21 protein-coding genes, 1 other RNA gene and 1 riboswitch are annotated in these 23566 nt (G+C 37.9%); of the genes, 4 read left to right on the top strand and 18 right to left on the bottom strand.

Annotated elements, in window-relative coordinates; all coding sequences use genetic code 11:
* Positions 1 to 31 precede the first annotated feature (31 nt).
* The 9 genes from F7732_RS05880 to F7732_RS05915 all read right to left on the bottom strand — a co-directional run bounded on the left by F7732_RS05880 (position 32) and on the right by F7732_RS05915 (position 11011).
* On the bottom strand, positions 32 to 3670 hold the full coding sequence (locus F7732_RS05880; protein WP_151572983.1) for a dynamin family protein: 3639 nt from the start codon (positions 3668 to 3670) through the stop codon (positions 32 to 34).
* A gap of 382 nt (positions 3671 to 4052) precedes the next feature.
* A complete protein-coding gene (locus F7732_RS05885; protein WP_151572985.1) occupies positions 4053 to 4586 on the bottom strand; it encodes an isoprenylcysteine carboxyl methyltransferase family protein in 534 nt (177 codons plus the stop codon).
* Between the two features lie 5 nt (positions 4587 to 4591).
* Positions 4592 to 5674: a type III polyketide synthase gene (locus tag F7732_RS05890; RefSeq protein WP_151572987.1), complete on the bottom strand. Its 1083-nt coding sequence runs from the start codon at positions 5672 to 5674 to the stop codon at positions 4592 to 4594.
* 1394 nt (positions 5675 to 7068) lie between these two features.
* Positions 7069 to 7290: a hypothetical protein gene (locus tag F7732_RS05895; protein WP_151572989.1), complete on the bottom strand. Its 222-nt coding sequence runs from the start codon at positions 7288 to 7290 to the stop codon at positions 7069 to 7071.
* Positions 7291 to 7372: 82 nt separating this feature from the next.
* Entirely contained in the window at positions 7373 to 7723 is a 351-nt protein-coding gene (locus F7732_RS22895; RefSeq protein WP_205068210.1) for a hypothetical protein, read from the bottom strand.
* A complete protein-coding gene (locus F7732_RS05900; RefSeq protein ID WP_205068211.1) occupies positions 7720 to 8475 on the bottom strand; it encodes a DUF4236 domain-containing protein in 756 nt (251 codons plus the stop codon). Before F7732_RS05900 ends, F7732_RS22895 begins: the two co-directional genes overlap by 4 nt.
* 104 nt (positions 8476 to 8579) lie before the next feature.
* Positions 8580 to 8765 (bottom strand): hypothetical protein, encoded by a 186-nt coding sequence (locus tag F7732_RS05905; RefSeq protein WP_151572991.1) that lies wholly within the window; start codon positions 8763 to 8765, stop codon positions 8580 to 8582.
* Between the two features lie 339 nt (positions 8766 to 9104).
* Positions 9105 to 10418 carry a nucleobase:cation symporter-2 family protein gene (locus F7732_RS05910; RefSeq protein WP_151572993.1) on the bottom strand — a complete coding sequence of 438 codons (1314 nt, stop codon included), beginning with the start codon at positions 10416 to 10418 and terminating at the stop codon, positions 9105 to 9107.
* Entirely contained in the window at positions 10415 to 11011 is a 597-nt protein-coding gene (locus tag F7732_RS05915; RefSeq protein WP_151572995.1) for a xanthine phosphoribosyltransferase, read from the bottom strand. Before F7732_RS05915 ends, F7732_RS05910 begins: the two co-directional genes overlap by 4 nt.
* 135 nt (positions 11012 to 11146) lie before the next feature.
* Positions 11147 to 11248: riboswitch (purine riboswitch) on the bottom strand.
* 381 nt (positions 11249 to 11629) lie between these two features.
* Between F7732_RS05915 and F7732_RS05920 the strand changes: the two genes are divergently transcribed.
* From F7732_RS05920 to F7732_RS05930, 3 genes are read left to right on the top strand one after another with little or no spacing between them, the layout of a single operon-like run.
* Positions 11630 to 11779 (top strand): cytochrome c oxidase subunit 2A, encoded by a 150-nt coding sequence (locus tag F7732_RS05920; RefSeq protein ID WP_151572997.1) that lies wholly within the window; start codon positions 11630 to 11632, stop codon positions 11777 to 11779.
* A gap of 23 nt (positions 11780 to 11802) precedes the next feature.
* Positions 11803 to 12282 (top strand): cytochrome c oxidase subunit II, encoded by a 480-nt coding sequence (locus F7732_RS05925; RefSeq protein WP_080845513.1) that lies wholly within the window; start codon positions 11803 to 11805, stop codon positions 12280 to 12282.
* Positions 12279 to 13937 carry a b(o/a)3-type cytochrome-c oxidase subunit 1 gene (locus F7732_RS05930; protein WP_151572999.1) on the top strand — a complete coding sequence of 553 codons (1659 nt, stop codon included), beginning with the start codon at positions 12279 to 12281 and terminating at the stop codon, positions 13935 to 13937. The genes F7732_RS05925 and F7732_RS05930 overlap by 4 nt, the downstream gene beginning before the upstream one ends.
* 55 nt (positions 13938 to 13992) lie before the next feature.
* Here the strand turns inward: F7732_RS05930 and F7732_RS05935 are convergent, their stop codons facing one another.
* Entirely contained in the window at positions 13993 to 14904 is a 912-nt protein-coding gene (locus F7732_RS05935; protein WP_151573001.1) for a DMT family transporter, read from the bottom strand.
* Between the two features lie 62 nt (positions 14905 to 14966).
* Positions 14967 to 16481: a carboxypeptidase M32 gene (locus F7732_RS05940; protein WP_151573003.1), complete on the bottom strand. Its 1515-nt coding sequence runs from the start codon at positions 16479 to 16481 to the stop codon at positions 14967 to 14969.
* 173 nt (positions 16482 to 16654) lie between these two features.
* Between F7732_RS05940 and F7732_RS05945 the strand changes: the two genes are divergently transcribed.
* On the top strand, positions 16655 to 17800 hold the full coding sequence (locus F7732_RS05945; RefSeq protein ID WP_151573005.1) for an MFS transporter: 1146 nt from the start codon (positions 16655 to 16657) through the stop codon (positions 17798 to 17800).
* 20 nt (positions 17801 to 17820) lie between these two features.
* On the opposite strand, the gene F7732_RS05950 is transcribed toward F7732_RS05945, so the two are convergent.
* From F7732_RS05950 to F7732_RS05975, 7 genes are all read right to left on the bottom strand, one after another.
* Entirely contained in the window at positions 17821 to 19740 is a 1920-nt protein-coding gene (locus F7732_RS05950) for an ATP-dependent DNA helicase (RefSeq protein WP_151573007.1), read from the bottom strand.
* 222 nt (positions 19741 to 19962) lie between these two features.
* Complete coding sequence (locus F7732_RS22550; RefSeq protein WP_161598839.1) at positions 19963 to 20133, bottom strand: hypothetical protein; 171 nt, start codon at positions 20131 to 20133, stop codon at positions 19963 to 19965.
* Positions 20134 to 20221: 88 nt separating this feature from the next.
* Positions 20222 to 21364, bottom strand: coding sequence for a THUMP domain-containing class I SAM-dependent RNA methyltransferase (locus F7732_RS05955; RefSeq protein WP_151573009.1), 1143 nt, complete (start codon positions 21362 to 21364; stop codon positions 20222 to 20224).
* 156 nt (positions 21365 to 21520) lie between these two features.
* Positions 21521 to 21901, bottom strand: an RNA gene (gene rnpB / locus F7732_RS05960) — RNase P RNA component class B.
* Positions 21902 to 21980: 79 nt separating this feature from the next.
* Positions 21981 to 22283, bottom strand: a complete 303-nt coding sequence (gene gpsB, locus F7732_RS05965; RefSeq protein ID WP_151573011.1) for a cell division regulator GpsB — start codon at positions 22281 to 22283, stop codon at positions 21981 to 21983.
* A 67-nt stretch (positions 22284 to 22350) separates the two neighbouring features.
* Positions 22351 to 22920, bottom strand: a complete 570-nt coding sequence (locus tag F7732_RS05970; RefSeq protein WP_151573013.1) for an SLOG family protein — start codon at positions 22918 to 22920, stop codon at positions 22351 to 22353.
* Between the two features lie 265 nt (positions 22921 to 23185).
* Positions 23186 to 23551 (bottom strand): CotD family spore coat protein, encoded by a 366-nt coding sequence (locus F7732_RS05975; RefSeq protein ID WP_151573015.1) that lies wholly within the window; start codon positions 23549 to 23551, stop codon positions 23186 to 23188.
* Between the last annotated feature and the right edge of the window lie 15 nt (positions 23552 to 23566).

Consider the following 23566-nt stretch of genomic DNA (forward strand, 5'->3'; position numbering starts at 1 on the left):
AGGGATTTTGTTTCCAAAACCCCTCTAAAAATTATGAAATTTGCTTTTCAATTTCATATAATTTCTCTATTGGATATTGGTTTGAAAGAGCAGAAAGTATGCCGTTATAATATTCACTGGTTTGCTCGAGCATTGAGTTGGCTAAACGGCTATATTCATTAGCCAGCAGCGGATGATAATGATCTTTCAGCCGCTCTCCTTCTTTCTGTAAGTAGGCAAGCGCAGGATCCTCCATTGCAGTCTGTAATGCATCGGCCAAAAGCTTCCGCTCATTTTTTTCAAAAAATGCTTTAGGATTTTTAAAATACGATAATGCTTTCTTAAACATCTGCTGATCCAGATCAGAGAAAGCAGTTGTAAATTCTATAGGTTCAAACTTTGCTTTTTCAAATGAAGTAAAAGAGATATTTTGATTGATTTCTTTCATTTCATTCATTAAACGTTCATACTGCTCCTGCAGTATTTTTCCTATAAAAACTTCTGCTCTTAAAGATGTGGCCCTCATTTCTTGCGCAAAATCAAACCCAAAGCTTTTTAGAAAGTCTTCTAAAGCTCCTTCTAATGCACGTTTTAAATTTCTGCCATCATCTTTCAGTAAGGAGGGGTTAAAAGATTCTTTGACAAAGTCATTAAATCTTAAAAATACTCTCTGCTTTATATAAAAGGTTAGCTCATCGGCTTCTTGAGCAAATCTTTTTTGCAGCAGATCTGTTCTTTGTTCTTTCAGCAGATGCTGCATGCGCTGCTGTTCTTCTGCCAGAGCTTGAATTTTTTGCTCTTTTAGTGACTGATCTTCCATGGCAGATGAAATAAATGCATTCAGCTGCTCTTTTGATCTTTCCTGTTCACGTTTAGCACTTAAGATGGATATGTTCATGAGGTCAAGATGTATAAATGAATAGAAACGCTCTTCAAACTGCTGCATTCCCTCATGTAATGACTTATTATTTTTCTTTTGCTCTAGCGCCAGCAGACTTGATACACCATATACGGAAGGAAGGCGTACTCCATATTGCGTCAGCTGCTCCTTAACATATGTCCGAACATCTTCAAGCTCATCCTCGTTATTGGCGAGGTCAATGGCGTTGACAATAAAAAACATCTTATCAAGCTCAAAGGAATCCTTTACACGGCCAAGCTGAATGAGAAATTCCCGATCCGCTTTTGAGAAGGCATGATTATAGTAGGTTACGAACAGGATTGCATCTGAATTTTTAATATAGTTAAACGCCACTCCAGTATGACGGGCATTAATCGAATCTGCTCCTGGAGTATCAACAAGAGTAATACCGCTTCTTGTCAGCGGACAGTCATAATACACTTCTATTAAGTCAACAAAACAGGATTTCTCTTCTTTCGCAACATAATCTGCCAATTCGCTAAGATTGGTTGTGATCATTTCCCCAAGATTGTTCTGAAATTCTGAAAAACCTTGTGAAAATGCTTTTAAAAAGGCAAAATGTGTTTTCTCATATGCCTCAAATTGTTGTTCAGGCTGAAAAATCTTATTAATTTTCTGCAGAGCATCACTCAAATTGAATGCAGATAAACCAAAAACCTTTAAAGATTCATTAATATCCTGAAAGAGGATGTCTTCTTTTTTTACATATACCAAAACAGTTCCGTGCCCGTGGTCTGTATCAATTGGCATAATCTTATTAATGGCTGCAGTGGTGGGATTTGGTGAAACCGGCAGAACCTTCTCACCTATTAATGCATTGGCAAAAGATGATTTCCCTGCACTAAAGGCCCCAAAAAGTGCTACGGTGAACTGCTGATTTTTAATTCGGTCTGCTTTTATGATCAGCTGCTCCGATATGGTTTTAAACCCAGGAACATCAGCGAGTAAAGTTGAAGTATGCAAAAGCTTTTCAACCAATGCTGATGTATCCTGCTGACTAACTGCAGCTTTTTCTGCTTCAGGCTGATCTATTATCTTTTTAGAGTGTTTCTTTTCTTCCTTTATAGCATATTCTTCCGTAACGATTTCTACATTTGCTTCTTCATCTGCTATTAGATCACCCCATGTGATCTGTATATTGTCCGGTGAAGCTGCTCCTGATAAAAGATCATTCATATAGGACCTTGCTTGCTTTAATTGTTCTTTAACTGTGTGTACTTCCTTTATGGCTCCATCATAGCGTTTTAGTTCAGCAAGATCTGCTGATAGTTGAAGAAGCTGTTTTTCACCCTTCTTTTTAATTGAAGTAATGATTTGATCTCTCATCAAGCGATACTCAGATTTTGCAATTTTTTTAATATTCTCGGCAACATCATTGGTATATTGAAGCACATAATCACCAGATAATCTTGCGCCGGTCTTAACGGTATTTGATAACAGGCTTTTATCGAACTTCACTTCAAACTGCTGGGCCTGTTCATATAGAGTATCATTATTGATTTCCAGTTCTTTCAGTGTCTTCTGCAAAAACTGACGCAGATGCCAATTAATCTGGGCGTTTACCTTATCAGAAAAGTCATCATAAAACTGTGTTAGCCGCTGTTCTTTTTCAGCCAAAGTCTTTTGTTTGGAAAAAAACAATCCGACTTTAAAATCAGGCTGCTCTGCCTGCAGATAGTTTTCAGCAAGTTCTCTTGTCTGAAACGGCATCATATAAGCACTCTTAAGAATTTCATCTACCTGGTCATTTAAGTCAGCTTCAATTATTGTAGCCGCTTTCTTTTTTTCATCGATAATCTTATTTATTTCCTGTAGCTTTTCGGGAACGAGCGCTCGCTCACTTTCATTTAAAGCTGCTAACACACGCTCATATGAATCTAATTGATCCGCGTTTTGTTCCTCCAGCCATATATGGTGATCTTTCATTAATTTTTCTAAGGAATGATAAATAGACTGCGGCAGCTGCTTTCTTCCATCTTTTAATAAATTCTGCAAATTGTTCTGTAAATCGGTAAATTCGTTATGTGGATGATCATTTTCTTTTAAAGTCGTATAAAAGATCCTGTCGGGAATAACTCCCCATGATGCAAACGATTCTCTCACACCATTTTGAAATTGTTCAAAGCTAAGCTCTTCTTCTCTATGCTTATCAATTTGATTGATAACTAGATACACCTTTTTCCCGGCATTGACAAGTTCTTTCGTAAACAAGAAATTTAATTCAGCTTGCACATGATTATAATCCATCACATAAAAAACGACGTCAGCCAGATGCATCGCTGATTCCGTTGCGATACGATGAGCATCATCCGTTGAATCAATACCAGGAGTATCCATAACAATTGCATGGGCTGGTAGTGATGTTTGAGAATGACTTATCTCAACTGATTGAATTTGATCTCCATCTTTGCTGTATTTTTTTATTTTTTCATAATCATATGGAGCTTCATAAAGTTTAATCGCACCACTTTTAAAATACACTTTTGCATAGTCATCGCCTGCTTTAATTTTCACTAAATTAGCACTCGTTGGAATTGGACTGGAAGGAAGAAGATTCTCTCCTGCAACAGAATTGATCATGCTTGATTTCCCGGCAGAAAAATGGCCGCAAAACGCAATCGCATACTCTTCCTTGTGAAGTTTTTGAGCTAGGTCTTTCGCTCTTTCTGCTGTTTTGACATCAGCATTATTATGAAAATATTGATAAAATGAAGTGATTTTTTCCATTAATTGATTTTTGTCTAACTGCTGAAGTTCCGTTTGAATCATTTTGAGTTCCCCTTGCCATCTGTATTGTTATTATTGTATATGATTTTTATCACTTTTCCTATGTATGTCTTTTGATTTTTCTAAAAGATCCAAAACTTTTTGCATTAAAAATGGACCTATAAAATTAGACAATAAAAAAACCAGGACTTTACTGCCAGCCCTGGTTTTGCATCTCTTATATGTTTGGTTTCACTACATTATTTAATACGTGTTTCATGACGATCGAATATGCGGCGATGGTGCCAATAACTAAGACTGCTGTCATATGTAACAACACCTTCCTTATTAAAATCCTTTAATTGATAATAATTTTCAACCTCAATTAGAATTCTAACATAGAACGAGAATCATTTTCAATATGTTCATGAAATTTTCACACATTTTACTCTCTCTCTAACAGGCGATTATCTCCTGCAAGATTCAGCAAAGCCTTTTCCTCCGCTGGAATACGGATCATCATCATCCCAATATTTAATAATGTGAACAAAACAAATGTCATATATGCCTGAAATAAGAGAGGAATGACCATTAATTCTAAAGCTACGATGACATAATTCGGATGTTTGATCCACTTGTATGGACCTTTACGTACCGCTTCTGCATTAGGCATAACAATAATTTTTGTATTCCAATAGCGGCCTAATGAAAAAAGAGCCCATATCCTGCCTGCCTGCAAAAGAATAAACATCGGCAATAAGATTTTCCAGAGAGATGAAACCGAGTTTTCCAAAAACACCGTTTCTCCAAGCAAGCTAATAAAAAAAGCGGTGTGCAGGAGAACAATGAACGGATAATGAGCTTGTCCAAATTCCAAAGCTCCTCTTTCTTTCATCCACTTTTCATTGTGTTTTGCAACAAAAAGCTCGCATAATCTTTGGAGCACAATTAAGCTAAAAACGATATAAAACACGTTCATGACGATCAACTCCATTCCAGCAATAGCAATTCGGAGCTAAAGCCTGGTCCCAATGCAGCTGCAAGCCCTATATCTCCTTTTTTCCCGCTATGCATGAATCTTCTCAGTACATAAAGAATTGTACTGGAGGACATATTTCCATATTCTTTTAACACCTGAAGGGATGTCTCGGTCATCTCTGGTATGAAATCAAGTGACTCCTGATAGGCTTCAATTACTTTTCTACCCCCTGGGTGTGCAATAAAATGAGTAATTTGCTCCAGCTTTATATGATTATTCTCCAGAAATCCCAGTGCATTCGGTTTCAGCCACTTTTCAACAATCGAAGGGATATCTCTTGAGAAAATAACATATAATCCTTCATTTTTAACATCCCAGCCCATCACATCTGATGAATGTTTCATGGTAGTGGATTGTGTTGCAATCACTCTAGGTGCTGACTCCTTAATTAATTTAGGGGGTTTTCCTTCGTCCCCAGTCACAAGCACACAAGCGACACCGTCGGCAAAAAGAGAGGTCCCAACCAGGTTACTTTTTGAATAGTCATTCCGCTGAAACGTAAGACTGCATAATTCAATCGCCAGCACAAGCACCTTTGCTTTTGGGTATGCAAGGCAATATTCGTAGGCTCTCGCTAATCCCGATGCACCTCCTGCACAACCAAGACCCCAAATTGGGATTCGTTTCGTATATTCGGAAAAGGGCAAGATGTTCATAATTCTCGCTTCAATGCTTGGTGTAGCAATGCCTGTACTTGAAATGGTAAAAATCGCATCTATTTCTTCAAAAGGAATATCCTCAGCCAAAAATTCCTTGCTGGTGAGGCAGGCTTTTATCGCTTCTGCTCCCAATTCAACTGCACATTCTATATAAGCATCATTCTTTTCCTGAAAGGTATGGTCTTTTTTAAACCAATTCAAGTCTTTTGCAAAATGCCTTTTTTCAATCTGGCCATTTTGAAATACTTTTAATAATCTTTCAATATCTTTATAGGATTCAGAAAACAAATCTCTCGCAAAATTCATCACTTCATTCTGATCGACGACATGCTTTGGACTCGCCTCAGCAACTGAAATAATTGATGGCATATAACCGCTCCTTTTCCTCCAATACGGTTAATTTTTCCAAACCATTTAAAATTATTCATTTGCGATAATAAGTTAAGCTAAGCAGGTATTTGGTATATAAAAAAACTCCGCCCAATATGGGCGGAGCGAATGTTTTGAAGGAGTTGTTGTGCTCTTTTATTATAAATCCTTCTTACTTTCTATTCATTGTATAAACTTTTCCAGTTATTTGATGATTGATTCTGCACATCAATTTTGATTTTTTTACTGACAGGTGTGCTGCATTTCTCACACAAGATTGGTTCATTGTACAATTGCCTGCAATAGTCACAATAATATTTTTCCATAGGATCCCCACATTCTAGAAGATTGTGAGATATTATATTCGTATATTGAAGAAATGATGCTTATTATGGATAAAATTATTTTTAAATTGTGATAGAAAAATAGAGCTATAAAGCGAACGGTCGATTGGTTATCAGCACTACGACATTTTCTAAAAAAAGTTCTTATTCAATGTATTCTAAGACATTAACAATCTCTTCAATTACTTCTATCAGTGCGTATTTCACCATCACATCATACCAAAAAGGGTATAAAGTTCCCTCTGTCATTTCTTTTAAATTCATGTTGGCAACTCCTTTTTCGTATTGAAGAATGTGTGAATTTTCTCCATCCATTAAAGTTAAATTTTTTAAAATAAATAATTAAAGGAAATTAAAGAAATATATGGAATATCTTTATGAAAACTGATGAAGATTTTGATTGAGGAAATAGAATCGATTACCTGATAGAAGAAAATGGATTTAAGAATAAGTATATAGCTAAAGCATATGAGTGTCTGAACAAACGATTTTGAAATAGAGGCAGAATAAAACGTAACCATCTTTAGTACAAAGTGGAATGATAGCTATTGTATTTAAAATTACAATAGATAAATTAATTGAATGGAATAAGGAAGAGAAATAAAAAGAAGGGGCTGGGACACAACGAAATTAATATTTCTAAAACACGAATATTTAATATCTTGGTTTCGGTATTTAATCAAGACCGTTCCATTGCGCTGCGGACCCTCCTTTCAGCGGGGAGCAAGCTGAGCCTCCTCGTCACTTCGTTCCTGCGGGGTCTCACCCTTTGCTCTGCAGCCCGCAGGAGTCGAGGGCCCTCCGCTCCATTTCACTCATGTAAATAAAATATATTTTATAATTATAAATAATAACCTGGGGATATTTAACTATAATTGTGAATATTTAAAGAACAAATTATATTGTCATTTTATACTATAATAATTCTCAACATTCAATTTCCTGCCTCTTTTAGACCTTTCGACTGCTATTATTTCAATGCCTGTGTTAACGTACCTTGCCCATTCATCAAATTCACTGCTAACATCAGTATGTTCAGGCATTTTTGTTTTATATAAATAATTTATAGTATTGTCCTCTTTGATAGTTAAGATAATACTCCTTAAGTCCTATTCCTCTAACAATAAATACTATTACCATAATCCAAAGAAAGCCATTAGCATACACACCAATATATTTAGGTGGATCCCTTCTTTGCAATGTATATGTAGCAGTAATCATAAGAGCAACAAGCCAAACAGCAGCTAAAAGAATAAAAACATCATTTAGCAAGTTTAAGCCTCCTATAACTTCCGGTTCTATAGAGTAAATTATTGACTTATTGATACAATGAAGCCATATAAAAATCATGGCTTCATTGAATATTTACTTCTAACTTTTCAACAGGCTTAAACCCTTTAGTCTTTTTAAAGTCCATATTATGAACAAAATTACTCATTGAGTCTGAGCAATCTATAGCTTCAAAATGCAATGTATTTAATACATCCTTATCAAACTTAACTGAAAGAATTACTGCAGCTTCTATCTTCCCAGTAGCCGTATTTAATTGCTCATCCATTGCGTTTACAACAACTGATTTAAATGGCAATATCGCAAACATATCTCTTGCAATTCTTATTGCACAACTACAAACATAGTCTTGAAAAATATCTAAATACATAGTTTGTGGCATATCTTTTTCTGACAGTTTCCCTGTTTTTGTCATACCTTTTGCTTTTTAGGGATTGCATCTTTTGAATTTACCATAAAATCAACTTCTAGAATGTTGGGATCTTCAATAAAGAATTCAAAACCACTACCGTAATCCAATAAATCATCCAATGGAGACATTTCTTCAATAACTTGAAAGTAAGTGTCTGCATCTTGTTGCATGACTTTGTGCGCAATCTTTATTGTCCTATTCAATTCTTCGAATTCTTGCTTATCTTGTTCAATTGCTAATGTAATATTCTCATTTAGTTTTTGTTTTTCTTTCTCAGCAGACTTAAATATTTTTTGTGTAAAGCTAGGCTTAAAGTTATTGAGATTATTTATAGCTTCAAGTTCATGTTTTCCTTTTTCACCAGAGTGGTACGGGTGCTTAGAGATGCTTATTTGTTGCCAATCTATATTCTCATCACATTCTTTGTGGATAGATTTTATTAACTCTATCTGATTATTAAACAAATCAACCTCATATTTTGAACGTTGTAGTTCTTCTTGCTTCATAATCTCTTTCTGCTGTCTCAATAATTGCTGACGTTGATTATGAGCAGCACTTTTATAGCTCCTACCGCTATTAGTTGATGTAAAAGATAGACCAGTTCCAGGGATACTTGCTGTAGTTCTGCTTTGCCCTCTTGAATTAACTGAGTGTCTTAAACCTTTTACACCGACGCTTGCACCAACTGATCTATGTGAAACATTCAATCTGACACCGGGAGCAACTTTAAAACTTTTTCTAAACCCAAATCCCATTCGTAACACCATCCTTTAACTTTCATTACTATTACTATTACCATTAATTATAATACAATTAATGGAATTCGCCCGGAAATATCTAAATCTTATCTTAATTCTTTTTATCTATTAGTACCTATAGTCATTGCAGCATAGTAAATCTTGTCATAAGCCTTGCTAGATAGCTCTCCGACTTTATATTTAGCATAAGCTTCTTTACATAGCTTACCTACTTCATCTTTATTCCCTGTTCTCTTATATGACTCATGCATGGCTTCTATTATTTGTTCATAAGGTTGTTTCTCCAAAAATATCCCCTCTTTAGTGTTCTTGATGAATTACCTGTTTTATGGTCTTTTTATTTATCTTTTTTGTTCTGCTCTAAAAATTCTAGCAGCAGATTTTCAACTAATTTTGATAGATCCTTGTTTTCAGGATAACCCATTTCATCTAACTGATTGACAGCCTCAATTGGAAGCTTAACATAGGCAGCTATACTAACAGGATATTTTTTTGATAATCATACTTTCTAGGTCTAAGCATATAAAAACGCCACCTCCAAATACCCAGCTAAATGAATTAGATAAGATAAATGCAGGTGACGTATTAAACGTATTTTCAGTTAAAATATGTGGATAGATATACGATTATGAAGCCTGCTGCACTTCTATTTCTGTCTCTTTAACTTTTGACTTTTTCACGCCAAATTCGTTAAAGATCAGATTTAATAGAATAGCTGTTAAGCTGCCTGCTACGATTCCGTTTTCTGTTAGAACGCTGATGGCAGCTGGCATTTCAGCAAATACTTCAGGCACAACCGTTACACCAAGACCCATCCCAATTGAGCATGCAATGATGAAAAGATTTTCTTGAGAAGCAAAATTCACTTGGCTCAGCATTTTGATTCCGTAAGCAATAACCATTCCAAACATCGCTACCATTGCACCGCCGAGAACGGATGACGGAATGACTGTTGTCAGAGCACCAATTTTCGGTACTAGCCCAAGCAATACCAGCATACCGCCTGCAACGTAAATAACATTGCGAGTTTTGACGCCAGACAATTGCATAAGACCGACGTTTTGCGAATAAGTTGTGTATGGGAATGAATTGAACAATCCGCCAAGCACGATCGCCAAACCTTCAGCACGATATCCTCTTGCCAAATCCTTTTCATCCAGTTTTTCTTCACAAATATCTCCAAGTGCGAAGTAAACACCAGTTGATTCAACCAAGCTGACCATTGCGACTAAAATCATGGTTAAAATTGCAGATAGTTCAAAAGTTGGCATTCCGAAATAAAATGGTGCCGGGATATGAAGCAAGGAAGCTTCTCCTACCTCCGTAAAATCAACCATACCCATGAAAAATGCAGCCAGTGTGCCTGCTCCAAGTCCTAATAAGATAGAAATTGAACGGATAAAGCCTTTTGAAAATTTATATAAGATAATGATAAAGAGCAATGTCCCAAAAGCTAAACCAATATTTTCAAGAGATCCAAAATCTGCACTTCCTTCACCGCCAGCCATATTATTCATTGCAACAGGTATTAATGTAATTCCAATGATCGTTACAACTGAACCTGTTACAACTGGCGGAAAGAATCGTACGAGCTTTCCAAAAAAAGTAGAAATTAGTAAAACAAATATACCAGAAGCAATAATGGCTCCATAAATGGCGGATATTCCGTACTCGCCGCCGATGGTAATCATTGGAGCAACTGCTGTAAACGTACAGCCCAACACAACAGGCAGGCCTACGCCAAAGAACTTATTTTTCCAGACTTGTAGGATCGTTGCGACTCCGCACATTAGAATATCAATTGAAACAAGGTAGGTTAGCTGTTCTCCTGTTAAACCAAGCGCACCGCCAACAATAAGCGGGACAACGACTGCACCTGCATACATGGCAAGTACGTGCTGAATGCCTAATGATGCGATCTTAAATGAATTCTGTTTCATCGTGTCACTTCCTCCAATTCTTTATTTCTAAATGTGACTTCCCCATTATCAAGAGATTCAATGATTGCGAGAGATTCGATTCTAATTCCTGATTCACGCAATAATTTACCTCCATCCTGGAAACCTTTTTCAATGACAATCCCTACTCCTGCAACAACTGCATTTGCCTTTTTAACAATCTCAACAAGTCCCTCTGCAGCCTGACCATTAGCAAGAAAATCATCGATAATTAGAACTGTATCGTTATTTTGCAAAAACTTTTTTGAAACCGAAATTTCGTTTGTTTCCTGTTTAGTAAAAGAGTAAACGGACGAAGTAATCAAATCCTCAGTTAGAGTAAGTGACTTCTTTTTTCTTGCAAAAACGACCGGCACATTTAAATGCAATCCTGTCATAACAGATGGAGCAATACCAGAAGATTCAATCGTTAAAATTTTCGTTATGCCCGCATCTTTAAAACGGGATGCAAACTCTTTTCCAATATCCATCATCAAATGCGGATCTACTTGATGATTTAAAAAGCTGTCAACTTTCAGTACTGAACTTGATAATACCTTTCCTTCTGCTTCTATTTTTGCTTTAAGTCTCTCCATCGTTCTCCCCCTGTTGTCTATGTTTTTAAATGAAATCTGCCTAATAAAAAAACCTAAAAACAATTGCTTCACATGTTGAGTGAAGCAATGCCTTTAGGTTTTCATCGGAAAAGACAATAAAATAAGAGAGTTGTCTCTTATTTTCTGCTCACTCATAGTCGAATCCTTTACGGTGATTCGGTAGAAACTCGCAGGCCATATCCCTGCTATTATATGAATGATTCATTTTTAATTGTATTAACATTATAACATCGCAAATAAAGATTTCAATAGTAAATCCATTATTTTACGAACTTTATAGATTGAAAATAATCCGAATATTCGTGTTTATCATTATTTCAACTGTGATAATTATCATAGCGTTCTAATTTCCCGTGCTGTGTGCTCCTTTTTATCATATCTCGTTTCTGTTTTTCTTCTTCACATTTTATTCACAAATTAACGATCTGTATTGTGACATATATCACCGACCTATCAATTTTTCACCATAAACATAGTGAAAATACTACCAATGAACATTTTGTGAACTGGTAAAATCTATCTAGATTCTAACATTTACTCTTGTATGATGGAGTTGTAATCATTCATTTTTCAAAGCTTTGAAAGGAGTGGACAAAGGTGGCGAAGACGGAACTCAGGAAGAATGTAAAAACAGAAGTGGAAGATAGCTCTTCTCTTAAAGGAACGTTAGCTTCCGTTTTCTTGTTAGGTTTTTTCCTAATTGTTACATGGGTAGGTGTGTTCTTTTTATTTTTAGATCGTTTTTGATAATTTGAGAGGAGAAAATAGCCATGCATATGCATAAGTTTGAAAAAATTTGGCTAATTTTTGGAGTCAGTACATTGCTTTTCTTCCTAACAGTTTTAGGTGTAAGCGCATTCTATCTTGGAAACCAGCCTCCTAGCTGTTTGGCAACGATTGATCCTGAAAAGGTCGAAACACAGGCACCATTTAATGAACCAGGCTTGAAAAAAGTAGAAGGAAAAGCATGGGATTATGAGCTTGTCTTTGTTGCACAGGCATTTAACTATAATCCGGGGGATGTAGAAATTCCGCTTGGTGCCACAGTGAAAATTATCGCAACCACAAAGGATGTCATACACGGATTTGAAGTTGCTGGCACAAACATCAATATGATGCTAGAGCCAGGCTACATTAGTGAACATGTCACCACATTTGATAAGACAGGTGAATTCTTAATTCTTTGTAATGAATATTGTGGTGCAGGTCACCATTTAATGACTTCCAAAATCGAGGTGGTTGAATCATGATCAACTCAGCAGTCAAACTGAAAGTTGACCGCCGTGACGGCAAATTAGTTATGGCACAGATCTATGTTGCTTTTATTGCATTATTAATAGGAGGACTTGCAGGATTATTGCAGGTACTTGTTCGCTCAGGCAGATTCGAGCTGCCGGCAGGAATCGGTTATTATCAAATTTTAACAGTTCATGGTGTTGTATTGGGTCTCGTTTTAACAACCTTCTTTATTATGGGATTTATGCAGGCTTGTGTAAGTATAACAGCAGGAACATTTACAAATAAACAGCGAACCATCGCATGGATTGGTTTCTGGTTAATGACAATCGGAACAGTGATGGCTGCTGTTATGATTCTTCTAAATGAAGCAAGCGTGCTTTACACCTTCTACGCTCCGCTTCAGGCCCACTTCCTGTTTTATCTTGGATTAACATTAGTCGTAGTAGGAAGCTGGCTGGGAAGTGCAGCTATTATTATGAAATATGCTCAGTGGCGTCGTGCTAATCCAGGTACACCTAGTCCGCTGCTCACATTTATGGCTCTAGTGAATGTTTTAATGTGGATTGTCGCGACTCTTGGTGTTGCTGCAACCGTTTTGATTCAGCTTCTTCCATGGTCACTTGGATTAGTTGAAACCGTTAATGTTGGTGTCAGCCGTACATTATTCTGGTATTTTGGACATCCGCTTGTTTATTTCTGGTTATTGCCGGCATATATGGCCTGGTATGTCATCATTCCAAAAATCATTGGCGGCAAAATTTTCTCAGATTCTTTAGCACGTATGTCCTTTATCCTGTTCTTACTTTTCTCCATACCTGTTGGGTTTCACCATCAGTTACTAGAACCGGGAATTGACGCCGCATGGAAATTCCTTCAGGTTGTTTTAACATTCCTGGTGGTTATTCCATCATTGATGACAGCCTTCTCACTCTTTGCAACCTTTGAAACATTTGGCCGTTCTAAAGGAGCAAAAGGCTTATTCGGCTGGTTTAAAATGCTGCCATGGGGAGATGCACGCTTCGCTGTTCCATTTATCGGAATGCTTTCCTTTATACCCGCTGGTGCAGGTGGATTAATTAATGCTTCCAACCAGATGAACCAGGTTGTTCACAACACCATCTGGGTAACAGGACACTTTCATTTAACACTCGCAACCGCTGTGGTTTTGACATTCTTTGGAATTACTTTTTGGTTAGTTCCGCATCTAACTGGACGTGTATTAACAAAAGCAATCAATAAATTAGCTCTCATTCAAGGTGTGCTCTGGGCAATTGGAATGACGTTTATGTCCGGTGCCATGCATGCTGCAGGGTTGTTAGGTGCACCGCGCCGCTCTGCTTTTTCTGAATACGGTGGCGCCCCGCAAGCCGCTGAATGGATTCCCTATCAAGTCGCACAAGCAGTCGGAGGTTCCATTCTATTTTTAGCGATTATTCTAATGCTCTATATCTTTGTGAATCTTGCATTCTTTGCTCCTAAAGGAGAAGAGGAATTCCCTATTGGTGAAATGTCCACTCATGCTGAACCGGCTCCTATGGTTTTTGAGAACTGGAAAATTTGGATGGGCATTACCGTTTTATTAATTTTATTCGCTTATACCATTCCGTTTATTGACCTTATTCAAAACGCGCCGCCTGGTTCAAAAGGATATAATAATCTCTGGTAAAGCAAAAATAGACATTTTAAAAGCGTCTGCATACCAGCAGACGCTTTTTTTCTCACTAGTTGTGAACTCCTTTATCACTTGGAACTCTCAACTTTTTTCTGTTAACATTGACGGCAATCACTGACCCAAGAATACAGACAGCACCTAAAACTTGGGCAGTACCGAAGAATTCACCGAAAACCGCTACTCCAATGACACAGGCAACAACAGGTTCGATCGTTGCTATAATCGCAGCCTTACTTCCCTCTGTCTGCTCCAGACCTTTCGTATATAAGATATAGGCAACAACAGTTGGTATTAAGCCTAAACCAAGACTTAGAAGCAAAACTTCAAATGTCATAAATAAATGTATTTTCTCCCATAGTCTTGTAAAAGGAACTAACGCTACAGAAGCTACGAAAAAGGTATAAAAAGTAACAGTGTAGGATGAGTACTTTCTTAAGGCAAATTTCCCAAAGATTGTATACAAAGCATAGCCCAAGCCAGATCCTAACCCGATTAGAAAACTGATGGCTGTTAAATTTGTATTCCCTCCACTTAAGCCGGTGATCAGAGCACATCCTAAAATTGTTGCGAACACAGCTATTAATTTCTTCCTATCTATCTTTTCTTTTAGAAAGAAGAAAGATAGAACAGTGACAAAGGCAGGAGCGGTATATAACAGGATGACCGCAATTGAAACACCTGCCTGATTCATCGTTGTAAAATAACAAAAGTTGAAAAATACAATACTAAGTATCCCCGTACCGATAAAATAGCGGATATCATGCCATTTGGATAGCTGCATCTCTCTTCGATAAGAAAAGATTCCTAACAAAAAAAGAAAAAATGCAGCAGATATAACCCTAATTGCGACAATTTCCATCGCAGAAAACCCAATATTTCCTAGCTCTCTTACAAATAAAGCAATCATACCCCATAATGCAGCACCTGAGGCAATGAAAAGCGCAGGTTTGTATTTATTCATCATTCACATCCCTTTTTGATTGAGATGAGCCCATTACCCTGTCCGTTCAAGGGACCGTTTTCTTAGTTTAATTGATATACTTTATTATATTTCTCGTATAAATACTCTACTAAATGCTGTGCGTTTAACCCTTCCCCTGTTGCGTCCTGGAGGATTTCCAGCGGTTTTTTCATTTTGCCGAATTGATGTACATGCTCTGTAAACCACTCTTTAATTGGTGTAAGATTGCCTTCCTCTAACAGCTGATCAAAGTGAGGCAAGTCCTTCAGCATTGCATTTTTCAACTGGGCCGCATACATGTATCCAAGTGCATAGGAAGGGAAATAGCCAAAGCTGCCGCCAGACCAATGAACATCCTGCAGCACACCTTTTGCATTATTGTCAGGCACTACGCCCAGGTATTCCTTATATTTTGCATTCCACACTTCAGGCAGATCCTTTACTTCAATTTCATCATTGAAAAGGCCCTTTTCAATTTCATAACGAATAATAATGTGGAGCGGATATGTTAGCTCGTCTGCTTCAATCCGAATCAAGGATGGCTTTGCTTCATTGATTGCTGTATAAAAATCTTCTACAGCTACATCATCAAACTGGCCGCTGCTATATTGCTTTAATAGATCATAGTTCTTTTTCCAGAATGATAGATTTCTTCCAACAAAGTTCTCATAGAATAATGATTGTGATTCATGAATGCCCATTGATGTTCCATCACAAAGCGGAGTTCCAATTAAATCTTTGCTTATATTTTGCTCATATAGGGCATGGCCGCCTTCATGGATTGTTCCAAACACAGCCGTCCGAAAATCATTTTCATCGTATTTTGTCGTAACCCTCACATCTCCAGGGCTCAGACCGATCGCAAAAGGATGAACCGTCTCATCCAGTCTTCCCGCCTTAAAGTTATAACCCATTTGTTCAAGAATCTCTAAGCTGAAGTCTCGCTGAGCTTCTTTTGGAAAATGTTCATATAAACAATCCGTCTGAGGCTTTACTTTTGCCTCTGCAATTTGCTTGACGAGCGGAACAATCTTCTCGCGCAAGTTACCAAACACCTCATCCAATGTTTCAACGGTGATGCCTGGTTCGTACATATCCAGTAATGTATTATATTTATTTCCTTCGTAGCCCCAATACTCAACAAAACGCTTATTCATTGAGACAAGCTTTTCAAGATAAGGTCTAAACATGTCAAAGTCGTCTTTCTCTTTTGCCTCTTCCCACGTACTTTCCGCCTGTGATTGTAAAATAACATATTCCTTATACTCTTCAGCGGGAATTTTTTTATTTCGGTCATATTCTTTTTGACATAGTTCAACTGTCTTCACTGTTCGTTCAGACAGTTCATTTTTCACTTCATCCTGGGAAAGGGCTTGAAGAAAACCAGCCATTTCATCAGAAGTTGAGAGGTGAAAAACCTCCGAAGAAAGCACACCAATCGTTTCAGATCGCTGTTCTACACCTTGTTTAGGTGCTCCTGTGCGCAAATCCCAGAAAATAAGGGAAAGTGCTTCATTATATGCTTCCATTTTCTTTACATAATCAAGAAATTTTTGTTCTGTTTGTTGAATCGCCATCAGGCAGTCCTCCTATGTATTCATCTTCACATTTACATCTTATCATATTTTTCTGAAATTATTTCTCAAAATCGTTGAATCCCACATATGTCAAAGCCATTTTAGTACGTTATAATTAGGAAGTACCATAACTCTATGAATACCTTAAATTATAGGATGAGGAAGTTTAATTCATGAGATTTTTCATTTTATTCATTGTGTTTATTTCTTTTTTTGACATGTTTTCGCAATTGCCCATCATGAGTACATATGCAAAAGGTTTAGGAGCAGGAGCTGCTTTTATCGGCATAATTGTCGGGATGTATTCTTTTTCTAATATGATCGGCAACATGCTTGCCGGTTATTATATCGACCGCAAAAGAGGAAAAACCATTCTGATGATTGGACTTGGTCTTTGCGGAGCAATTCTCTTTCTTTACCCTTTTGCCGTTACTCCTGTTCAATTATTAGGAATTCGCTTCCTTCATGGTTTTATCAGCGGATTTATTGTTCCTGCTGCCTTTACCATGATTGCGAACAGAAGCGAATCAGGTGCTCAAGGCAAATCGATGGCCATTACTGGTGCAGCAGTTGGAATTGCCGCTATCGCCGGACCTGCTTTTGGCGGAATTGCCGGCTCTGGGAATGTTCAGACTGTCTTTATTGTAAACGGAATTTTAATGCTTTTAACAGCGGCCGCAGTCCCTTTTTTCATTCCAAAGCAGGGAGTCAGCGGAGGCTCTTCTGAAAAGAAGGCTGCCAATCATTCTGGCAGGACCGTCAGTTCACTGATGATATTCAGCTTTATCGGTGCCTTTAGCTTGATGTTTGCTCAAGGAGTATTAGCTTATATGCTGCCTCTTCAAGTGGAAATGCTGCAGTTTAGCTCATCAGCAAGCGGTACACTGTTAAGTACATTTGGCATTACGGCAATATGTATCTTTTTACTGCCAACAAATAAGCTTTATGACAAGTATAAACCTTTTCATTTAATGACTCTGGGAATGTCAGTCATTGGCTTTGCTTTATTGCTTCTAAGCAATAGCACAAGCCTGCTTATGCTGTATGTTTCGATGGTTATTTACGGCCTCGGCTTTGCATGGCTGTTCCCATCTATTTCTGCCCTATTGATTCAACAGACAGCAAGAGAAGTAAGGGGAAGAGCATTTGGTTATTTTTATGCCTTTTTCTCACTGGGTTCTGTTGCTGGTTCAGCCATTACCGGTGCTCTGACAGTTAGTTTTAAGAGCGGATTTCTGATTGCAGCCTGTCTTTTATTTGGTAATGTATTATGGATGTCCTTATATAACATATGGAAAAATCCCCCTAATATGGTTTAGGGGGATTTTATATGTTCAGTCTATTGCGGCTGTACAGGAACGACCTTTTCTATTGCTGAAAGAGCATCCCTGTTTTCATTTTCCTGTAATAAAATGTGTACTGTTCCTTGATCCTCGTGAGTTCGAATCAGCCTGCCGATCCCTTGGCGAAGTCTTAAAATCATGTAAGGCATGTCCACTTGTTTGAATGGATCCTCTGCTCCTTCTCTTTTAGCAGTAAACACTGGATCATTCGGCGGATACGGCAGAGAAAAGATTATAACATTTTCGAGTGAACGGCCTGGAATATCCAATCCTTCCCAAAGTGTCGTTGAACATAATACTGATTGTTCTTCATTTTGGAATTTAGATACCAAAGTACTAATTTCACTTTCACCCTCAAAGTAGACTGGCCATTGCAGCTTCCCGGCAGCTTGCGCTTTAAAGGCAGCCAATTCAGCCTGATTATTGAAAAGAACGAGTGCCCGTCCTTCTGATTTCTCTATTTGTGCCTTTGTATACTCTATTTTCGCATGTAAATCGTCTGTTTTAAACACTGGCATTTTTATGGTCATACTCTCATCATAATCAAATGGAGATTCTACCGAGAAAGATAGATAGTCTGTCATCCCTAAGCTGTTTGCCATATATTCAAACGATTTGTTTTCAGATAATGTTGCAGAAGAAAACACAAACGGCTGTTTTTGGGAAAAGACCTCTTCTTTCATAATTTCCTCTACCATTTTTGGCATGATGACCAGCGTATGTTCTAAGTTATGGTCTTCAAACCATGTAATACCCTTTAACTCTTTTAAGAATAAGGAAAGGGAATAAGAGATTTGCTCTAAATATTCCTCTACAATTTTCAAATCATATTCATTAATGACATACATTTCACTTTCGAATACTAGCTCTTCTTCTAACGTGCTGATTAAATTAAGAAGTTTCTTTCCTTCCGCCAGAACAGCCGGTGTTTTTTGAATTGTACGTTTTTCAGATCCAAGTTCCTCAGTAGAAGCATTAACCAATTCTGAAAAGAACACTTCGTTCTGATAAATCGTATCTTCGATTGTATTTAATGTTGTCTCCCGTACATCATTTGCCATTAAACGTGTAAGAAGAGATTCTAAAATCTGCTCTGTGAAACGATATGTCAGTGCTTTTTGCGATGCATATTCTAATAAATGACCTTCATCAAAAACAACACAGGAGCTCTCTGGCAAGAGCGGAAGCTGCCCTTCTCGTTTTCGTGATTCTTTTGTCCAAATATGCTCCATGTAAAAGTCATGGGAACAAATGATAAGATCACTTGCTTTGCGATAGTGCTCGCGATGCAAAGTCTGTCCGCAGCGGTGACGCTTATCACATGTGAAGCAGTCCTGCAAAGAATCCCAAGCAACATTTTCCCAATGCTCATCTGTTAAGTGCGGATAATCCTTGCGATCACCATACTTGTTAAACTTTTGCATAGAAGATCCACTATGAATAAAATCAGGCAGCATGTCAAACACTTCATTATATACTTCGTTATCGTTTGCTGCTACAAGCTGATCAAGCTTGTTTAAACATAAATACTGATCACGGGACTTTGCCAAACGGACATCAACATTTAAATTCAATGCCTTTTCAAGCTTTGCAATATCCCCTTCTTTTTTCACAAGCTGTTCAATTAAGTTCTCATCTGCACATGCAATAATCGCAGGTTTGTTTTTGTATCTGGCATAGGCAATCGCATATAAAAGATAGACAATCGTTTTACCCGTTCCTACACCTGCCTCAGCAAAGATTATTTTGTTTTCTTTGAAAGCTTTCTCAAGCTGGAAGGCCATAAAGATCTGCTCATCCCGCATTTCAAAGCCAGCTTCAGGAAGAATATCGTAAAAGACATCTCCAATCCACTCACTGAGTTTTTCGTAAAAAGATTCTGTTTTTGCAATTGCAAATGGCATTCGGCTTTGCATGCTACCCCTCCGTATAATCTGCTCTAAATTTATTTAGATCTATCATTTCATTAAACAAATAAAAAACCTTGCACTGGGCATGGTTTTTCTTTATCGTCTTTTTTTGTTGATGGAGTTCATATCGTATGCGACAACGTTTTTATACTATCAGAAAGGGATAAATGAGCCTCTCAGAAGAAGGCTCGACATCGTGGCTCCTTTTAGGACTTGCCAGTAGGCTATTTAACTGCTTTTTTTTGAAAACGAGAATGTCATGGCCTGCTGCAGTTCTAATTGTGCATGTTTGAGTTTATCAAGACCCGCATACGACTGGCCATTCTCCTCAATCATTTTCCCCATAGAGGCATTTAATGCGTGAGCGATTTTATTAAAATCTATTCTGCTGTCTTTCATCGTCTTTCCTCCTGCCGAATATAATATAACTATTATATTCAGCGGAGGATCAGTCTATTCTTTCTGTTTCAGTGAGTTCCTTAAATAACTATTGCTGCTGACGAGGCGGTCTTTTTCCCCAGAATTGATAATAATCTGTCTTAATAAATCCATTAAACAGCTTTCTCTTTTTTGTTGCCTTTTTTCCAAATACAGTTTCAAACTCTTCGTCGGAAGTCAGCATATAAATGGACCATGTATCATACGGTGAAAGTGCTTGTCCCATCTCACGGTACATTTTCTGAACATCAGGCTTGTCGCCGAGACGTTCACCATATGGAGGATTGCCAATGATGACTCCATACTCTTTTGTGGTTGTAAAATCTCTTACTTGCATTTGTTTGAATTGAACCAAATCACCCAAACCTGCTTCGAAGGCATTTTCTTCTGCCATTTTCACTAAACGGTGATCAATATCAGAACCTGTAATATCAAGGGGCTGATCATATTTAGCCAGATCCTCTGCCTCTTCACGCACTTTGTCCCAAATATCCTGTGGTATCCAATCCCATTGTTCTGAAATAAACTCCCGGTTAAAGCCAGGAGCAATATTTTGGCCAATTAATGCCGCTTCAATAGGGATTGTGCCTGAACCGCAAAATGGATCAACAAAAGGCTTGTCTGCTGTCCAATTCGTAAGCATCACCAAAGCGGCTGCTAATGTTTCTTTAAGAGGGGCTTCACCTTGGTCAATTCTGTAGCCGCGTTTATGCAGTCCGCTTCCTGAGGCGTCGATCGTCAAAAGAGCCACATCTTTGTGAAGAGCTACTTCAATCTTGAACATTGGTCCATTTTCTTCGAGCCACCCTGGAATTTTATAATGCGTTTTCAGGCGGTCCACAATTGCCTTCTTTACGATTGCCTGACAATCAGATACACTAAAAAGCTTTGATTTAACAGACTTTCCTGAAACCGGAAAATTTGCGTTTGCCGGCAAATATCTTTCCCATGGAATGCTTTTTGTTTTCTCAAACAGCTCATCAAAGCTTGTTGCTCTAAATTCTCCGATCTTGATTTTAATGCGGTCAGCTGTTCGAAGCCACATATTGCTTCTCGCAATGGCAGTTTCGTCACCTTTAAAGGTTATTCTTCCATTCTCAACCTCGCACTCATAGCCAAGATCGCGCACTTCTTTTGCTACAATGGCTTCTAGACCCATTGCAGATGTAGCAATTAAATCATATTTCGTCATATTCTCACCCTAACATCATTTTCTCTGCTTTTACATTCTATGTAAAATTCTTGAGATCGAATTTTATCTGCCAAATTTTAGTTACATACTGCAAGAAAGGCTCTCCTGTGTGGAGAGCCTTTATAATTATTCCCAAAAAAAATCGCAATAATAACGTTCTGTAAGCCATGTTTTGTACCATTGTACTGCAAACGACTTCAGTCTCGTACATAGGTGGTAATCATCTATCTACAAACATATATATGTTTGTCCTTCTCTTCGTTCATTTTCTCAGAGAAAGTGCCCCTACCATAATTTGGGTTTCTCGCTCGTGGGGTTTACCTCGTTCCACCCTTTTCATTTCTGAAAAGGCTACGTCACTGTGGCACTTTCAAGGTATTCACACCATATCAAGGAATGACTTAGGTGTTTTCCCTGCCGTCAGCTTTGACACTGCCCTAGCTTATGACTTCGCTAGGCACGAACACTACCGGCATCTCAGCCAGTGCGAGCATGGACTTTCCTCTACAATGAAAATTGCAGCGATTACCCGAACGTTATTAATGACACAAATAGTATTATATGAAATATGTTATGCAATAGCAATGGTTTTTACAAGAAATCTAGAGAAATCCTGTCAATCGTACAGTTTGTTGCCAAAAACATGCTTTTCAAGATTCGAGAGACGTTTTAAAATATCAAAATTTGTTGTACCTGCAGTCTGCGGTGCAGCAGCACGTCTAGGTGTTTCCTCTGCCTGTTTTTTCAATCTCATGTTTTCCTGCTGCAGTTCATCAATAACGGAGAAAAATGTTTCGTAATCCTTAATAATGACATCAAGGAATTTATCAACATCTTCTGGTTTGTAACCTCTCATTGATGTTTTAAATTCTTTTTCCAATATATCCTTAGCACTTAAATTTAACTTTTGCTCCAACATCATCTTCACCTCAGTATATCGCCAATCATTCTTTATATTTTTTCAAATCTATAGTCTTTTGTCAATTTTAATCATAGCTGTCATGTGAATTCAGTTGTTCTTCCTCAACAAGCACTTGCAGATCATAGAAAGTGATTTGCCTGATCTCATAGTTCTCTGCATCGTTCTTTTGTTTAGCAGCCTCATATAAGAACTTCGGACTGCCTTCTTTTTCTGGATCATAAAATAAAACTAGTGTATCGCTTTTTTCAACAACAAATTGGTTTTTTAGCCTGAGCTGCTGCGGGCCCTCGTATGGTTTGTGAGATACCGATTCAATAAAATCTGCTCCGGCAAGCACCGATTCATACCATTCTTTATTTTTATCACTCCACTTTTGTTCTTGCTCGTAAAATGGCGTGATAACTGCGAGCTGCAGTTCATGATATCCTTCAAGCTGCAATTCATATACGACTTCAGCCGCCCATAGTTCTGTGCCAAGCTGTCCGCTGATTAAAACCCACTCTAAACCCTCATCTGCTAATTGCACTATATGCTTTTTGAGTGCCAACTTAATAAAATTAACGGAAGGGTGATCCATTTGAAAAATGCCAAGTTCAAACGGCTTGTACCCTGATACCATTGCAACTTTAGCCAAATAAAAAGCTCCCTATTTTATCACCTGCCTGCAGCAGGGATTATGTATTGACTTTATTTTACCATAACATAACTTCTTTTTGATAAGAAAATTAATCGAAGTGTTTATCAGTCATGAACTTGTCTATTAGTTTTAAAACTTTATTTACTAACAGCAAGAAGAAGACCTTTGTATACTTAGAGTAAAAATGTGCCATGGTGTATATTGTGAAATACAAAAAAGCTCTGGAATGATCTCCATCATTCCAAAGCTTTCAGCAAAAACCTTATTTACGGAAACCGAAACCAGGAGCGCCGAAACCTGGTCCTGGAGTACCGAAGCCTGGTCCTGGACCGCCAAATCCTGGTCCTGGAGCACCAAATCCTGGTCCTGGACCGCCAAATCCTGGAGCAGCTCCGAATCCTGGTACCGGACCTGGTCCTGCTACAAACTGCTGGTTCGTTACCTCGTTTACAGTAGATTGAGTTTGCGGGAAGTAATGAACGTGATCATAGTTAATATGGTTGACTGTAGTTGTATGAGTTGGATGAATATGTGGCACCACGTTGTTTTGGAATGTGTTGTTCACACAGCACTTCGTCGGATGCACAACTGCAGGTAAAACATTCGTTTTCTTTGGTCCGCAATGCATAAGTGAAGATCCCCT

Origin of the sequence: Bacillus mesophilum, from assembly GCF_008923265.1 — a bacterium.
GTDB classification, from domain to species: domain Bacteria; phylum Bacillota; class Bacilli; order Bacillales; family Cytobacillaceae; genus Cytobacillus; species Cytobacillus mesophilum.

What these genes read in the sequence shown, in the direction of transcription:
- gpsB (WP_151573011.1), bottom strand. Translation starts at nt 22,283, where the DNA reads ATGTTGGAGCAAAAGTTAAATTTAAGTGCTAAGGATATATTGGAAAAA.
- F7732_RS05885 (WP_151572985.1), bottom strand. Translation starts at nt 4,586, where the DNA reads ATGAACGTGTTTTATATCGTTTTTAGCTTAATTGTGCTCCAAAGATTA.
- F7732_RS05900 (WP_205068211.1), bottom strand. Translation starts at nt 8,475, where the DNA reads ATGGGATTTGGGTTTAGAAAAAGTTTTAAAGTTGCTCCCGGTGTCAGA.
- F7732_RS05915 (WP_151572995.1), bottom strand. Translation starts at nt 11,011, where the DNA reads ATGGAGAGACTTAAAGCAAAAATAGAAGCAGAAGGAAAGGTATTATCA.
- F7732_RS05890 (WP_151572987.1), bottom strand. Translation starts at nt 5,674, where the DNA reads ATGCCATCAATTATTTCAGTTGCTGAGGCGAGTCCAAAGCATGTCGTC.
- F7732_RS05940 (WP_151573003.1), bottom strand. Translation starts at nt 16,481, where the DNA reads ATGGCGATTCAACAAACAGAACAAAAATTTCTTGATTATGTAAAGAAA.
- F7732_RS05880 (WP_151572983.1), bottom strand. Translation starts at nt 3,670, where the DNA reads ATGATTCAAACGGAACTTCAGCAGTTAGACAAAAATCAATTAATGGAA.
- F7732_RS05950 (WP_151573007.1), bottom strand. Translation starts at nt 19,740, where the DNA reads ATGCAAAGCCGAATGCCATTTGCAATTGCAAAAACAGAATCTTTTTAC.
- F7732_RS05925 (WP_080845513.1), top strand. Translation starts at nt 11,803, where the DNA reads ATGCATATGCATAAGTTTGAAAAAATTTGGCTAATTTTTGGAGTCAGT.
- F7732_RS05955 (WP_151573009.1), bottom strand. Translation starts at nt 21,364, where the DNA reads ATGACGAAATATGATTTAATTGCTACATCTGCAATGGGTCTAGAAGCC.
- F7732_RS05930 (WP_151572999.1), top strand. Translation starts at nt 12,279, where the DNA reads ATGATCAACTCAGCAGTCAAACTGAAAGTTGACCGCCGTGACGGCAAA.
- F7732_RS22895 (WP_205068210.1), bottom strand. Translation starts at nt 7,723, where the DNA reads ATGACAAAAACAGGGAAACTGTCAGAAAAAGATATGCCACAAACTATG.
- F7732_RS05910 (WP_151572993.1), bottom strand. Translation starts at nt 10,418, where the DNA reads ATGAAACAGAATTCATTTAAGATCGCATCATTAGGCATTCAGCACGTA.
- F7732_RS05935 (WP_151573001.1), bottom strand. Translation starts at nt 14,904, where the DNA reads ATGAATAAATACAAACCTGCGCTTTTCATTGCCTCAGGTGCTGCATTA.
- F7732_RS22550 (WP_161598839.1), bottom strand. Translation starts at nt 20,133, where the DNA reads ATGAAAGACAGCAGAATAGATTTTAATAAAATCGCTCACGCATTAAAT.
- F7732_RS05975 (WP_151573015.1), bottom strand. Translation starts at nt 23,551, where the DNA reads ATGCATTGCGGACCAAAGAAAACGAATGTTTTACCTGCAGTTGTGCAT.
- F7732_RS05945 (WP_151573005.1), top strand. Translation starts at nt 16,655, where the DNA reads ATGAGATTTTTCATTTTATTCATTGTGTTTATTTCTTTTTTTGACATG.